Origin of the sequence: Mycobacterium sp. 852002-30065_SCH5024008, assembly GCF_001665645.1 — a bacterium.
GTDB lineage: Bacteria > Actinomycetota > Actinomycetes > Mycobacteriales > Mycobacteriaceae > Mycobacterium > Mycobacterium paraffinicum.
On sequence record NZ_LZSZ01000068.1, the window covers coordinates 40,276 to 52,751 of the forward strand.

Sequence of the window (12,476 nt, forward strand, 5' to 3'; positions counted from 1 at the left end):
GCTATCCCTTCACAGCGCCGGAGGTCAGCCCGGCGATAATTCTTCGTTGGAAGATTAGAACAAAGAGGATGATCGGGACCGTGATCACGACGGCCCCGGCCGCGATCGACCCGGTGGGTTCCTCGAATTGCGAACTGCCACCGAAGTTCGCGATGGCCACCGGGGCGGTGATCGCCGCCTTGGTGGCGGTCAGCGACAGCGCGAGCAGCAAGTCGTTCCAGGCGAAGATGAACACCAGAATCGCCGCCGTGACCACCCCGGGCGCGGCCAGTGGGACGATCACCTTGCGGAACGCCTGGGCCGGTGTGGCGCCGTCCATTTTGGCCGCCTTCTCCAGATCCCACGGAATCTCCCGGAAATACGCCGACAGCGTGTAGATGGCAAGCGGCAAAGCGAACGTGATGTAGGGCAGGATCAGCCCGGGCCAGGTATCGAACAGGCCGACGAAGCGTTCGATGTTGAACAGCGGGGTGACCAGCGAGATCGCGGGGAACATGGTGACGAGCAGGGTGGCACCGATCAGCATCCGCTTGCCCGGGAAGTTCAGCCGGGCGATCGCGTAGGCCGCCATCGCGCCGAGCCCGACCGCGATTGCGGTGGTGATCAACCCGATCCCGATCGAGTTGACCAGCGCCGAGCTGAACAAGTCACCGCGGAAGATGCCGCGGTAGTTCTCGAAGGACACCGACGACGGAATCAGCTTGCCGTCCTTGACCGTTGACGTCGGCTTGAGCGAGAGGCTGAGGATCCACAACACCGGAACAAGTGCGTACACCACCACAACGGTGTCTAGCAGGACCCAGCCGGCCCAGGCCCGCCCGGGGCCCACCGTGTTAGCGGCCATCGACGTCACCACCGGGCGCCGCGGCGCCGAACGCCTTGATGTAGACAAGCGCGATGATGCCCACACAGAGGAAGATCAGCACGCTGATCGCCGAGCCCAATCCGACGTTGAACCCCTTGAAGAGGTTGTCGTAACCCAGGATTGACACCGAGTCGGTGTTGTTGGCGCCGTCGGTCAGCACGTAGATGCTGTCGAAGATGCGGAAGGCGTCCAGCGTCCGGAAGAGCAATGCGACCACCACCGCCGGCTTGATGATGGGCAGGGTGATGCGCATCAGCCGCCGCCACGGCCCGGCGCCGTCGACCTGGGCGGCCTTCAGCAAGTCCTCGGGCACCAGCGCCAGCCCGGCCAGCAGCAGCAGCGACATGAAGGGGGTCGTCTTCCAAACCTCGGCCAGGACGACGATGCCGAGCGACGGGATCTGGGCGGTCAGGGGGGCGCTGCCCTGCGGCAGAAGGTTGGCCAGATAGCCGGTTCCCGGCGTCCACGCGTAGTACCAGCTGTACGACGCGACCACGGTGACGATGCCGTACGGAACGAGCACCGCGGTGCGCACCAGGCCCTTGCCGACCAGCGTGCGGTGCATCACCAGTGCCAGCGCCAGGCCCAACACGAACTCGAGCGACACCGAAACCGCTGCTATTCCCAGCGTTACGGCCAGCGCGGTCCACCAACAGCGGTCGGTCAAGATCGTTTGGTAGTTGCTCAACCCGACGAACGCAGTGTCGTTGGGGGTGGCGAGATTGTTGCGCTGCAGGCTCAGCCACACCGCATAGCCGATCGGGTAGGCCGTCACCGCCAGCATCAGGATCGCCGCAGGCGCGACGAGCACAAAGGCAAGTCGCCGTTCCGGCAGCTGGTTTCGGGCCCGGGGGCGCGGCGCGGCGGCGGTTGTGGTCACGGCAACAGCCCCTTGCCGTCGATGGCCTTCTGCGCCTGCGCGGTGAGTTCGTCGGCCGTTCGCTCCGGGTCGATTTCGGCGATCGGGCTCAGCGCCGCCGACAGCCGCAGCGACAGCGCCTGATACACCGGCGTCGCCGGCCGCACGGCGGCATCGGTGAGCTGTTGCCGAATGATCGTGTACATCGGATATTTGGTCTGGAATTGCGGGTCGGAGTACAACGACGTCCGGACCGCGGGCAGGCCACCCGCCATCGAAACGTACTTCTGGCTCTGCAGGCTGCGCAGGCAGCGCACGGCTTCGAAGGCCTCCGCACGGTGGCGGGTAGTGCTCGCCACGGCGAGGTTCAACCCGCCGAGCGTCACCTTGGCCGGCCGGCCCGGCGCCACACCGGGATACGGCGCGAATCCGAAGACCCGCCGGCTGGCGTCGTAGGCGATGCGGAACTGCTCGTCGCTGGGCACGAACGTCCCGACGTCGTTGATGCTGCCCGCCAGGGCCGGGTCGCGGTTCAGCGGCAGGAAGGGGACACCGCCCTTCACCGCGTTCTCCAGCATGGAGGCCAGCACATACGGCCAGTTGACTTCCAGTGCGGCCTTGCCCTGTTCGACCGCCAGGCGGGCCGTGCCTTCGTCGGTCCGGCTGATCGACGGATCGGCCCCGGGGGCGGTACCGACGGACTTGAGGATGCGCAGCGCGTTGACGGTCGCGGCCCGGTGCGCGGGCGTGTCGGTCAGCGTGACCTGGCGGCCGTCCTCGGAGAGCACCTGACCTCCGCCGCTCACCAGCAGCGTGTTGAACCACACAACCAGGCCCTCGCCCTCGTTGGCCTGCACGGCGATCCAGGCGGGCTGACCCGCCGCGTGCAACCGGGCGGCCTCGGCCACCATCGCGTCCCAGTCCAGCGGCGGTTGGCTCACCAAATCGGGCCGGTACCAAAGCAATTCTGTGTTGGTTGTGACGGGCTCGGCATACAGCCTGTGCTTCCAGCGGGCCGTCGCCAGCGGGCCGGGCAGGGTGTCAGCGGTGGCGTCGGCGTCGGCCCGCCCTTCGGGGTCGTCGGATAGCGGCACGGCCCAGCCTGCCTCGGCGAACTCGGCGGTCCACACCACGTCCAGCGCCATCACGTCCAGCCCGCGGTCGTGGGCGCTCAGCCGCCGCGCCAGCTGCACTCGCTGCTCCCCGGGACCCCGCGGCAGGCTCACGTGCTGGATGGTGAACCGTCCCCGCGATTGCCTGGTGCACTCCTGGGACACCGCCGTGAACGTGGCCGAGTCGGTGGCCGGCGTGAAGAAGGTGATCACCAGCCCGTTGGCGGCGGACCCGCAGCCCGAGAGCGCCACCGTGGTGGTCACCGTCGCCAGCACGATGACGCCCATCCGGCGCAGGCGCCCAGGACGTTTCACCACCGATTCACACCTCTCGCGCGCGGCCTCAAATCGCTAAGCGCGCCAACAAATCCCGTGCCTTCTCCGCGTTCTGCGGATCGCAGAGCACGTCGTAGCGGCCGGCCACCAGCTGCATGGTCGAGCTGAAATCCCTTGTGCCACGGGCCATCGCGTACGGGACCGCTGAGGTGATCAATCCGAAGAAGACACCGGCGACCAGGCCGGTGGCCAGCGCAGCCCACGGATTCGGGCTGAAGAATCCGAGCACCAGCCCGATGAACAGGCCCAGCCAGGCCCCGCTGAGCACACCGCCGCCGAGAACCTTTGGCCACGTCAGCCGGCCGGTCACTCGTTCGACCTGCATCAGGTCGACGCCGACAATGATCATCTGCTGCACCGGGAACTGCTGCTCGGACAAGTAGTCGACGGCGCGCTGCGCCTCGGCGTAGGTCGGATAAGAGCCGACCGGCCAGCCCTTGGGCGGGGTCGGTAGCGAGGGCACGCCGCGCCGAGCGGCCGCCGCACCGGGGGGCGTGGCGCCTGGAACTTGACCGGGCTGGAAAGGACTAGTCATTGGTGCTCATTCTCCTCCGCCCTGGCCGAGGTCACATCTCGGGCCCTCGTAGCCTATCCAGCGACCGCACGCCAACCTGCGCAAACAAGACCCCGCGGTCCGCACGTCCGCGGCGATTCGCCGCCAATCCTCCACTTGAGCATCGGCTAGGTTGAACAGCATGACAGCGCCCGGCGATGACTTCGGCGAACGCGCCCGCGACGACCAGGCCAAACCGACGCCCGCCGGCAGCGGGGCCCCGGACCAGCCAGAGAGGCCGTGGGAGCCGCCCGCATCGGCGCCGGCACCGGAATATCCGCCCCCGGCCTATCCGCCGCCGGCGTATCCCACCGAGCACCACCCCGGCTATGGGGGCCAATACCCGCCGCCACCACCCGGATACGGGCAGCCGACGGGGTACGAACAGCCGCCGGGCTACGGCCCACCGCCGTACCCGCCGGTGCCCCCGCAATTCGGCGGGCCGCCCGCCGGCTACGGGCCACCGTCTTATCCGGGCGGCTACTACCCCTCCCCGGACTACCTGGGCGGCTACGGGTTGCCGAGTGGACTCAAGCCGGGCACGAACAAGCTCGCTATCGCGTCGCTCATCTCGTCGTTCACCGGCGTGTTCTGCTGCTGCCTCGGCTCGATCGCGGGCATCGTGATGGGAGTGGTCGCGCTCAATCAGATCAAGCGCACCCAGCAAGACGGCTACGGCCTCGCGGTCGCCGGCATCGTCATCGGCGTCGCGACCCTGGTGGTGGGCCTGATCTTCGCGATCTTCGCGATGCACTCGCGTTAGCACCATCGCGTAAGCGGGCCAACACCGCCGCCATCTGCCCCGCCGCCCGGCGCTGCCTAGGCTCTCCCCATGGCATCGGTCAACAGGGTGTACATCGCCCGGCTCTCGCGGATGTTGGTGCTGGGTCCACTCGGCGAGTCCTTCGGCCGGATCCGCGATGTGGTGATCAGCATCAGCATCGTGCGTCAGCAGCCCCGAGTGCTGGGGTTGGTCGTCGATTTGGCGACGCGGCGCAGCATCTTCATCCCGATGCTCCGGGTCACCGCGATCGAGCCGGAGGCGGTCACGCTCAACACCGGCAGCGTGTCCCTGCGCCACTTCGAACAGCGTCCGGGCGAGGTGCTGGCGATCGGCCAGGTGCTCGACACCCAGGTCAGGGTCAACGACCCCGCGCTGCCTGAGCTGGCCGGCCTCGACGTCGTCGTCACCGACCTGGGCATCGAACAAATCCGCACCCGCGACTGGATGGTGAGCCGGGTGGCGGTCCGCAGTCAGCGGCGGCTGGGCCGGCGCGGCCCCGTGCACGTCGTGGATTGGCAAAACGTGCAGGGCCTGACCCCTTCGGCGCTGGCGCTGCCGGGCCAGGGGGTGGCGCAGCTGCTGAACCAGTTCGAGGGCTGGAAGGCGGTCGATGTGGCCGACGCCATCCGCGGGCTGCCGCCCAAGCGGCGCTACGAGGTGCTCAAAGCGCTCGACGACGACCGGCTGGCGGATGTCCTGCAGGAACTGCCCGAGCTGGACCAGGCCGACGTGCTGTCCGAGCTGGGCACCGAACGCTCCGCCGACGTGCTCGAGGAGATGGATCCCGACGATGCCGCCGACCTGCTCGGCGTGCTGAATCCGACCGACGCCGAGATGCTCCTGACCCGGATGGACCCTGGCGATTCGGCCCCGGTACGTCGGCTGCTGGCACATTCGCCCGACACCGCGGGCGGCCTGATGACGTCGGATCCGGTGGTGCTGACACCTGACACGTCGGTCGCCGAGGCGCTGGCCCGGGTCCGCGACCCCGACCTCACCCCGGCCCTGTCGTCCATGGTGTTCGTGGTGCGCCCGCCCACGTCCACACCCACGGGTCGGTACCTGGGCTGTGTGCAGTTGCAACGACTGCTACGCGAACCACCGGCGGAGTTGGTCGGTGGGATAGTCGACAACGACCTGCTCACCCTGACGCCGGAAACGCCGCTGGGGGCGGTGACCCGCTACCTGGCCGCCTACAACCTGGTGTGCGGACCGGTCCTCGATGACCAGAACCACCTATTGGGCGCGGTGACGGTGGACGATCTTCTCGATCACTTGTTGCCGCACGACTGGCGGGTCGATGTGCAGGCGCTCGACGCCACCGGCCGGCTCGATGAACTGGGAGGATCCGCGTGAGCACGTCCCCGACCCCGCGCCGGCTCTACACCCCGCGGACGTCGCGCAGGTACTCACCTCGCCTCGACCCCGAGGCCGTCGGCCAGATCACCGAATCGATCGCGCGCTTCTTCGGCACCGGCCGCTACCTGCTGGTGCAGACCATCCTCGTGGTGATGTGGATTGCGCTGAACCTGTTCGCGGTGGGTCTGCGGTGGGACCCTTACCCCTTCATCCTGCTCAACCTGGCTTTCTCCACGCAGGCCGCCTATGCGGCGCCGCTGATTCTGCTCGCCCAGAATCGTCAGGAAAATCGCGACCGGGTCGCGCTCGAACAGGATCGCCATCGCGCGGCGCAGACCAAAGCCGACACCGAGTTTCTGGCCCGCGAACTCGCCGCCGTGCGACTGGCGGTCGGTGAGGTCGTGACCCGCGAATATCTGCGTCACGAGCTCGAGGACCTACGCTCCCTGCTGGCGAATCTGGACGCCGAATCCGAGGGTTCTGAGGCGGTGCAGGGCGATGACAGCGTCGACCGCAACGCAAGGAAATAGGGCATAAACCAGTTCCGACCATTGCGCCACTCTGGTCACAAGAGTTATGTATGGTGATCTAGTTCACGGCTGAGAAGCAGTTGACCAGATCACATACCTAGGACGGTCGAGTGCGCATTGGGGGACGCCGGGGTGCACACCCGGCCGCCGCTGCGGAGCGGCAACGAGCGCTTCAGGTAACACGCACGCGCGCGTTCGGGGTCGCGACCATCACCCCGTTGATTTTCGCCGGAGCCGTGAGCGGAGCGGCGCCTTCGCTCCCCGAAAAACTCCCTCCGGTGCACGCGAACATCACCCCGGTGGCAGCTGTCTCCCCTAGCATTCCCGACTTGTCGGGGCCCGCCGTCGTCCCCATCGACCGTTCCCCGACCGCTTTCCACGTCGCCGAACCCGCCTTGTCGGCACCACCGCCAGCGATGATCGTGAATGCGCCTGGGGCGCTTGGCATCCCGAGCATCGCGCTGGCGGCCTATCGCAGTGCCGAGCAACGGATGGCCGTGGCCGCACCGAACTGCGGCGTCAGCTGGAACTTGCTGGCGGGGATCGGACGCATCGAGTCGGGGCATGCGGGCGGCGGCGCGGTTGACGCGCGCGGCACCGCCGTCGTCCCGATCTACGGCCCCGCGTTGGACGGCACGCTGCCGGGCAACGAGGTCATCCTGCAGAGCAGCACCGGCAATCGCCCCACCTATGCCCGCGCGATGGGACCGATGCAGTTCTTGCCGGGCACCTGGGCGCGATACGCGTCCGACGGCAAGGGCGACGGCGTTGCCGATCCGCAGAACCTCTTCGACTCCACCCTGGCGGCGGCCCGCTACCTGTGCAGCGGCGGCCTCAACCTCCGCGACCCGTCGCAAGTGATGGCCGCGATCCTTCGCTACAACAACTCGATGGCCTACGCGCAGAACGTGCTGGGCTGGGCCTCGGCGTACGCCACCGGGGTGGTTCCGGTCGACCTGCCTCCGATGACGGGTCCGCCGCCTCCGCTCGGCGACGGATTCCTCGAGCATCCCGAGGGACTCGGCCCCAACCTGCCGATGAACGTCAACGGGTTGCCGGTGGACGATCCACTGGCACGCATGCCGCTGATCGACCTCGGCCAACCGCAGAGCGCCGGTCCACCGCCGATGTTCCCGTGGATGACCCCCACCCAACAGCAGACCCCGACGCGGCAGCCCGGCTGCACGGTGATCTGCGTCGGCTCCCAGAGCCCGCCGCCCGCCGCCCCGCCGTGGGCGCCGCCGCAGGGCCCACCGCAGGGCCCACCGCCGCCTCCGGACCCGCAGGCTGCCCCGCCCGCCGCTGCACCCCCGGCCGCACCGGCGCCCAAGCCGGCCGGCCCGCCGAACGCGGCGGCGCCGAAGCAGCCGGGTCCCGCTACGGGCGGCTGACCCAGCGGCGATCGCAAGCGCGGTGCTGCCGGGCGAAGCGGGTCGCCGCCGACCTACCCAACGTCACGCGCCTACACTCGGCGGTGATGTCCCCTCATGACACTGCCGACCTGAGCGCAGCAATCCGCACCGCACTGGGGAAGGTGATCGACCCCGAGTTACGGCGCCCGATCACCGAACTCGGAATGGTCAAGAGCATTGACACCGAGCCCGACGGCGGCGTGCACGTGGCGATCTACCTGACCACCGCCGCCTGCCCGAAGAAGACCGAAATCAGCGAGCGGGTCACCCAGGCCGTCTCCGACGTTCCGGGCACCGGGGCCGTGAAAGTCACCCTCGACGTGATGAACGACGAGCAGCGCACCGAACTGCGCAAGCAGTTGCGCGGAGACGCCCGCGACCCCGTCATCCCCTTCGCCCAGCCGAACTCGCTGACGCGGGTCTATGCGGTCGCGTCCGGGAAGGGCGGGGTGGGAAAGTCCACCGTCACGGTCAACCTCGCCGCCGCGATGGCGGCCCGGGGACTGTCGGTCGGCGTACTCGACGCCGACATCCACGGCCATTCCATCCCCCGCATGATGGGCACCACCGACCGGCCGACCCAGGTTGAGTCGATGATCCTGCCGCCGATCGCCCACGAGGTGAAGGTCATCTCGATCGCCCAGTTCACCGAGGGCAACGCGCCCGTGGTGTGGCGCGGGCCCATGCTGCACCGGGCGTTGCAACAGTTCCTGGCCGACGTCTATTGGGGCGACCTCGATGTCCTGTTGCTGGATCTGCCGCCGGGCACCGGCGACATCGCCATCTCGGTGGCTCAGCTGATCCCGAGCGCCGAGCTCATGGTCGTGACGACGCCGCAGCTGGCCGCCGCCGAGGTCGCCGAGCGGGCGGGCAGCATCGCGTTGCAAACCCGGCAGCGGATCGCCGGCGTGGTGGAGAACATGTCGGGCCTCTCGCTGCCGGACGGCTCGACGATGCAGGTGTTCGGTGAGGGCGGCGGCCGTCAGGTGGCCGAACGGTTGTCCCGCGCGGTCGGTGCCGATGTGCCGCTGCTGGGTCAGATCCCGCTGGACCCCGCGTTGGTGGCCGCGGGCGATTCGGGCACCCCGATCGTCCTGAGTGCCCCCGATTCCCCGGCGGGCAAGGAACTGCGCAACGTGGCCGACAACCTGTCGTCGCGACGGCGTGGATTGGCGGGTGTGTCGCTCGGGCTCGATCCGACGCGGCGCTAGGCGTGATGGGGGCGACCCTTCGCCGCGCTTGCGATCGCCGCGCTAGGTCGCGTCGGCGTCGAAGGGTGTCTGTCCGGGGGCGTGCGTCTGGGGCGGTGTCGACGGCTCCGACGGAGTGGCGGGCGCCCCGTTGACCGGCCTGTCGAAGTTCCCGGTGAGGAAGGAATCGTCGCCGTCCAGCAGGTGCTTGGTCAGCGCGGCGCGCGGCGTCATCCCCCGTAGCCTCTGCAATTCGCTCAGCGGAACGCGCAGATCGTCGAACTCGGGGCCGAGGTCTTCGCGCAGCTGGGTGGTCACCCCGCTGAGGTAGTCACGGGCCTGCCGCAGCGCGGTCGACGTCCAGCGGATGGCCCCGGGAAGTCGCTCCGGCCCGAGGACCACCAGCCCGACCACGACGAGGACCAGGATGTGCTCCCAGCTCAGACTGCCGAACATTTAGCTGCCGTCGGGGTCGGGCTTGACGGTCAGGGTGACATGCCTGCCGTCGCGGACCACCTCGATCGGGGAGTCCTGGCCGATGGTCAGCTGGCGCACCGCGACGACGAACTCATCGGCGTCGGCGACCGTGCGGTTGCCGACCTTGACGATGACGTCGTTCTCCAGGATTCCGCCCTTCTGCGCGGGGCTTCCCGCCTTCACGTTGGCAACCTGCGCGCCGGAGGCGATGGCGTTGCTCACCGACCGGGTGCTCACCCCCAGCGTCGGGTGCACGATCTTCCCGTCTTTGATCAGGGTCTGGGCGACCTGCTTCGCCTCGTCGATCGGGATCGCGAAGCCGAGCCCGCTTGCGCTGTCGGACAAGGACTTACCCGCGGTGTTGATGCCGATCACCTGCGAATCCATGTCGATCAGCGGGCCACCGGAGTTGCCGTGGTTGATCGAGGCGTCGGTCTGCAGAGCGTCGATGACGGTGTCGGTGTCCGAGCCCTCCCCCGACAACGGGACGGGCCGGTGCAACGCACTGATGATGCCGTGGGTCACGGTGCTGCGCAGCCCCAGCGGCGCGCCCGCCGCAAGGACCTCGTCGCCGACGCGCACCTTGTCCGAGTCACCGAACCGGGCGACGCTCAGGTTGTCGACGTTGTCGACCTTGAGCACGGCCAGGTCGGTCTTGGGGTCGCGGCCAACCAGGTTGGCGGGCACTTCCTTGCCGTCGTTGAACACCACGGTCGTCTTGAACTGGCTGGGGTTGTTGGCCGCCTCGGAGATCACGTGGTTGTTGGTGATGATGTAGCCGCGACCGTCGATCACCACGCCGGAGCCCTGCATGCCCTCCTGGTCGCTCTTGGACTCGATAGTCACCACCGCGTTGGCGGTCGCCGCGGCGACCTTGGCGAACCGCCCCGCCGGCCCTTCACCGTTGCCATTGGTGGAAAGCGTCACCTTCGAGGTGGTGAACGCCTCGGCGACCTCGGCCGTCTTGCGGCCGACCACCCCGCCGATCACCCCGATGAGCAGCGCGATCAGCAGCAAGACCAGCAGCGCCAGGTAGGACACCTTGCCGCCGAACAGCACGTCGCGCACACCGAGCTTGCCGCCGTAGCCCTGCGGCCCTCGCGGCCCCGAGGGGGCGACCGCCGGAGTGCCCAGCGCCGCGGCCGCCGACGGGTCGCGCCAGGGGTCGTCGAGCTCGTCCGGCTCCGCACCGTTTTTCTCGGCCGCCCGCGCACCGGCGTCGACGGGGTGGCGCTGCAGCGAGTCGGGACTGCCGACCGGGCGACTGAACGCCTCCTGAAGGACCGGATCGGCCTCTTCTTCGTGCGGCCGGAAGTCGGCCTGGTCGCGATACTTCTGCGGGCGGACGCGGTCGGCCACGAAGGATCCGCGCAGCCCGTCGGGACGGCTGAAGAGTTGACGCGATGCGGGGTCGACCGGCGGACGGGAGATGGGGCGCGGCGCTAAGCGGTTGCCGCTGTTCTTGCCGCTGTCGTTGCCTTGATCGGAGGTCACGTTACCCCTTTGGATCCTCTTCTTGAGCGCTTGAGACAGGCCCTTCACCGGGCGATATACCCGACACCGGCGTGGTCGTGTCCACCCTAGTATCCACGGTTCGGCGCCGGCCGCCCATGAGCGCGCGGGCGGGGTGCGCAAAAGTCGGCGAGATCAACCACGGGGAGTTCGGCGAGACGGTGTCGAGCTACGGGCGCTTGCGCTGCTCACGGGCGTCGCGCTCAGCAAAACGGTCGGACGCCCGGGTGGTCATGTCATCGGGCGAATCGTAGGGAATCTCAGCGAGCATTCCGAGCAGCGTGCTGGGGATACGGATCGGATGCGAGTCGCGCAGCGCCGCACGGGCCCGACTCTGATCGTCGACCTCGGCCGCGCACTCCGGGCACAGCGACAGGTGATGCGCCGCCCGGAGGTGCGCGTTCATCCGCAGCTCACCGTCGACGAACGCCGCGATGGCTTCGACGGAAAGGTGCTCGGTCGAACCGAACTGGCGCGGCGCGCCGACGGGCGCATCGCTCTGGGAGGCGAACTGTGCGGGAAGCCAGGAGAACGCGCGGCGGAAGAGATGTCCTCCTCGATCGGGCATCACCGGGTCCTTTCGTAGCGCCTACCCCTCGAATGTAGCGCGAGGGGTGCGCAATAGCGCATCTCAGGACAACAAAACCGGTGGCTTACATCCGGGCGGGGACCCGGCTGTGTCGATTTGGGTGTTCGCCGGCTACGCCGGCTCAGCGTGCAGTGCACCCCGGCCGGCACCGGGATGGGCGGCCAGGTAGTCGCGCAGCGCCTGACGTCCACGGTGGATGCGGCTGCGCACGGTCCCGAGCTTCACGCCCAGCGTCGCGCCGATCTCCTCGTAGGACAGGCCCTCGATGTCGCACAGCACGACCGCGGCGCGGAACTCCGGCGGCAGCGAATCCAAAGCCGCCTGCAGGTCCGGCCCGAGCCGTGCATCGTGGTAAATCTGCTCGGGGTTGGGCTCGTCCGCGGGCACCCGCTCGTAATCCTCGGGCAGCGCCTCCATCCGGATCCGGGCGCGCCGGCGGACCATGTCGAGGAACAGGTTGGTGGTGATGCGGTGCAACCAGCCTTCGAAAGTTCCGGGCTGATAGTTCTGCACCGAGCGGAAAACCCGGATGAAGGTCTCCTGGGTGAGATCCTCGGCGTCGTGCTGATTGCCGGAGAGGCGGTAGGCCAGCCGGTAGACCCGGTCGGCGTGCTGACGCACCAGCTCGTCCCACGAGGGCATCGTGGACTTATCCCCGGTCGCGTCGAAGACCGCGGTGCCTTGCAACTCGTCGGACGCCTTCACCCACTCGTCCGTGGGGCAGTCCTGCGCGTGCGACATGCTGGTCGGGCCCAAAAGCGTGGTGATGATCGAATCCTCCGAATCCGTCCTGCCGAACAGCGACAAGTCGTCACCGGCGGCAACACGTAGCCGCCAGTCCGTATTCCCGTGCCAACGCGCTCCGCGATCCATAGGGACACCATCGCGTATCGGCGTA

At 68.5% G+C, this 12,476-nt stretch carries 13 protein-coding genes; 5 read left to right on the forward strand and 8 right to left on the reverse strand.

All coding sequences use genetic code 11. From position 1 onward, the window contains the following. Position 1: 1 nt before the first annotated feature. Genes A5781_RS08235 through A5781_RS08250 form a run of 4 tightly spaced genes read right to left on the reverse strand, consistent with a single transcriptional unit; the run spans position 2 to position 3,707 of the window. Positions 2-844 carry a carbohydrate ABC transporter permease gene (locus tag A5781_RS08235; protein WP_067203853.1) on the reverse strand — a complete coding sequence of 281 codons (843 nt, stop codon included), beginning with the start codon at positions 842-844 and terminating at the stop codon, positions 2-4. Further along, entirely contained in the window at positions 834-1,745 is a 912-nt protein-coding gene (locus A5781_RS08240; RefSeq protein ID WP_067203684.1) for a carbohydrate ABC transporter permease, read from the reverse strand. Before A5781_RS08240 ends, A5781_RS08235 begins: the two co-directional genes overlap by 11 nt. Next, entirely contained in the window at positions 1,742-3,154 is a 1,413-nt protein-coding gene (locus A5781_RS08245; protein WP_067203686.1) for an extracellular solute-binding protein, read from the reverse strand. Before A5781_RS08245 ends, A5781_RS08240 begins: the two co-directional genes overlap by 4 nt. A 25-nt stretch (positions 3,155-3,179) precedes the next feature. After that, entirely contained in the window at positions 3,180-3,707 is a 528-nt protein-coding gene (locus A5781_RS08250; RefSeq protein WP_067203688.1) for a general stress protein, read from the reverse strand. A 160-nt stretch (positions 3,708-3,867) separates the two neighbouring features. Between A5781_RS08250 and A5781_RS08255 the strand changes: the two genes are divergently transcribed. The 5 genes from A5781_RS08255 (at position 3,868) to A5781_RS08275 (ending at position 9,021) form a co-directional block, all read left to right on the forward strand. Then, a complete protein-coding gene (locus tag A5781_RS08255; RefSeq protein ID WP_067203690.1) occupies positions 3,868-4,488 on the forward strand; it encodes a DUF4190 domain-containing protein in 621 nt (206 codons plus the stop codon). A 69-nt stretch (positions 4,489-4,557) separates the two neighbouring features. Further along, positions 4,558-5,865: a magnesium transporter MgtE N-terminal domain-containing protein gene (locus A5781_RS08260; protein ID WP_067203692.1), complete on the forward strand. Its 1,308-nt coding sequence runs from the start codon at positions 4,558-4,560 to the stop codon at positions 5,863-5,865. Further along, entirely contained in the window at positions 5,862-6,398 is a 537-nt protein-coding gene (locus A5781_RS08265; RefSeq protein WP_067203694.1) for a DUF1003 domain-containing protein, read from the forward strand. The genes A5781_RS08260 and A5781_RS08265 overlap by 4 nt, the downstream gene beginning before the upstream one ends. 110 nt (positions 6,399-6,508) lie before the next feature. Further along, positions 6,509-7,789, forward strand: a complete 1,281-nt coding sequence (locus A5781_RS08270) for a lytic transglycosylase domain-containing protein (RefSeq protein ID WP_067203697.1) — start codon at positions 6,509-6,511, stop codon at positions 7,787-7,789. Between the two features lie 86 nt (positions 7,790-7,875). Next, positions 7,876-9,021 carry an Mrp/NBP35 family ATP-binding protein gene (locus A5781_RS08275; protein ID WP_156624479.1) on the forward strand — a complete coding sequence of 382 codons (1,146 nt, stop codon included), beginning with the start codon at positions 7,876-7,878 and terminating at the stop codon, positions 9,019-9,021. A gap of 42 nt (positions 9,022-9,063) precedes the next feature. On the opposite strand, the gene tatB is transcribed toward A5781_RS08275, so the two are convergent. The 4 genes from tatB to sigE form a co-directional block, all read right to left on the reverse strand. Beyond that, on the reverse strand, positions 9,064-9,456 hold the full coding sequence (gene tatB / locus A5781_RS08280) for a Sec-independent protein translocase protein TatB (protein ID WP_067203699.1): 393 nt from the start codon (positions 9,454-9,456) through the stop codon (positions 9,064-9,066). Continuing rightward, on the reverse strand, positions 9,457-10,971 hold the full coding sequence (locus tag A5781_RS08285) for a S1C family serine protease (protein ID WP_067203701.1): 1,515 nt from the start codon (positions 10,969-10,971) through the stop codon (positions 9,457-9,459). It lies immediately after the preceding gene. Between the two features lie 187 nt (positions 10,972-11,158). Next, positions 11,159-11,557: an anti-sigma E factor RseA gene (rseA, locus tag A5781_RS08290; protein ID WP_067203703.1), complete on the reverse strand. Its 399-nt coding sequence runs from the start codon at positions 11,555-11,557 to the stop codon at positions 11,159-11,161. Positions 11,558-11,689: 132 nt separating this feature from the next. Further along, the gene (sigE, locus tag A5781_RS08295; RefSeq protein WP_067203706.1) at positions 11,690-12,451 is read right to left on the reverse strand and encodes an RNA polymerase sigma factor SigE; all 762 of its coding nucleotides are present in this window, start codon (positions 12,449-12,451) and stop codon (positions 11,690-11,692) included. Positions 12,452-12,476 lie beyond the last annotated feature (25 nt).

Excerpts from the sequence above, each read along its gene's own strand:
- A5781_RS08235 (WP_067203853.1), bottom strand. The coding sequence starts at position 844 with ATGGCCGCTAACACGGTGGGCCCCGGGCGGGCCTGGGCCGGCTGGGTC.
- A5781_RS08250 (WP_067203688.1), bottom strand. The coding sequence starts at position 3,707 with ATGACTAGTCCTTTCCAGCCCGGTCAAGTTCCAGGCGCCACGCCCCCC.
- A5781_RS08255 (WP_067203690.1), top strand. The coding sequence starts at position 3,868 with ATGACAGCGCCCGGCGATGACTTCGGCGAACGCGCCCGCGACGACCAG.
- A5781_RS08260 (WP_067203692.1), top strand. The coding sequence starts at position 4,558 with ATGGCATCGGTCAACAGGGTGTACATCGCCCGGCTCTCGCGGATGTTG.
- A5781_RS08275 (WP_156624479.1), top strand. The coding sequence starts at position 7,876 with ATGTCCCCTCATGACACTGCCGACCTGAGCGCAGCAATCCGCACCGCA.
- tatB (WP_067203699.1), bottom strand. The coding sequence starts at position 9,456 with ATGTTCGGCAGTCTGAGCTGGGAGCACATCCTGGTCCTCGTCGTGGTC.
- rseA (WP_067203703.1), bottom strand. The coding sequence starts at position 11,557 with ATGCCCGATCGAGGAGGACATCTCTTCCGCCGCGCGTTCTCCTGGCTT.
- sigE (WP_067203706.1), bottom strand. The coding sequence starts at position 12,451 with ATGGATCGCGGAGCGCGTTGGCACGGGAATACGGACTGGCGGCTACGT.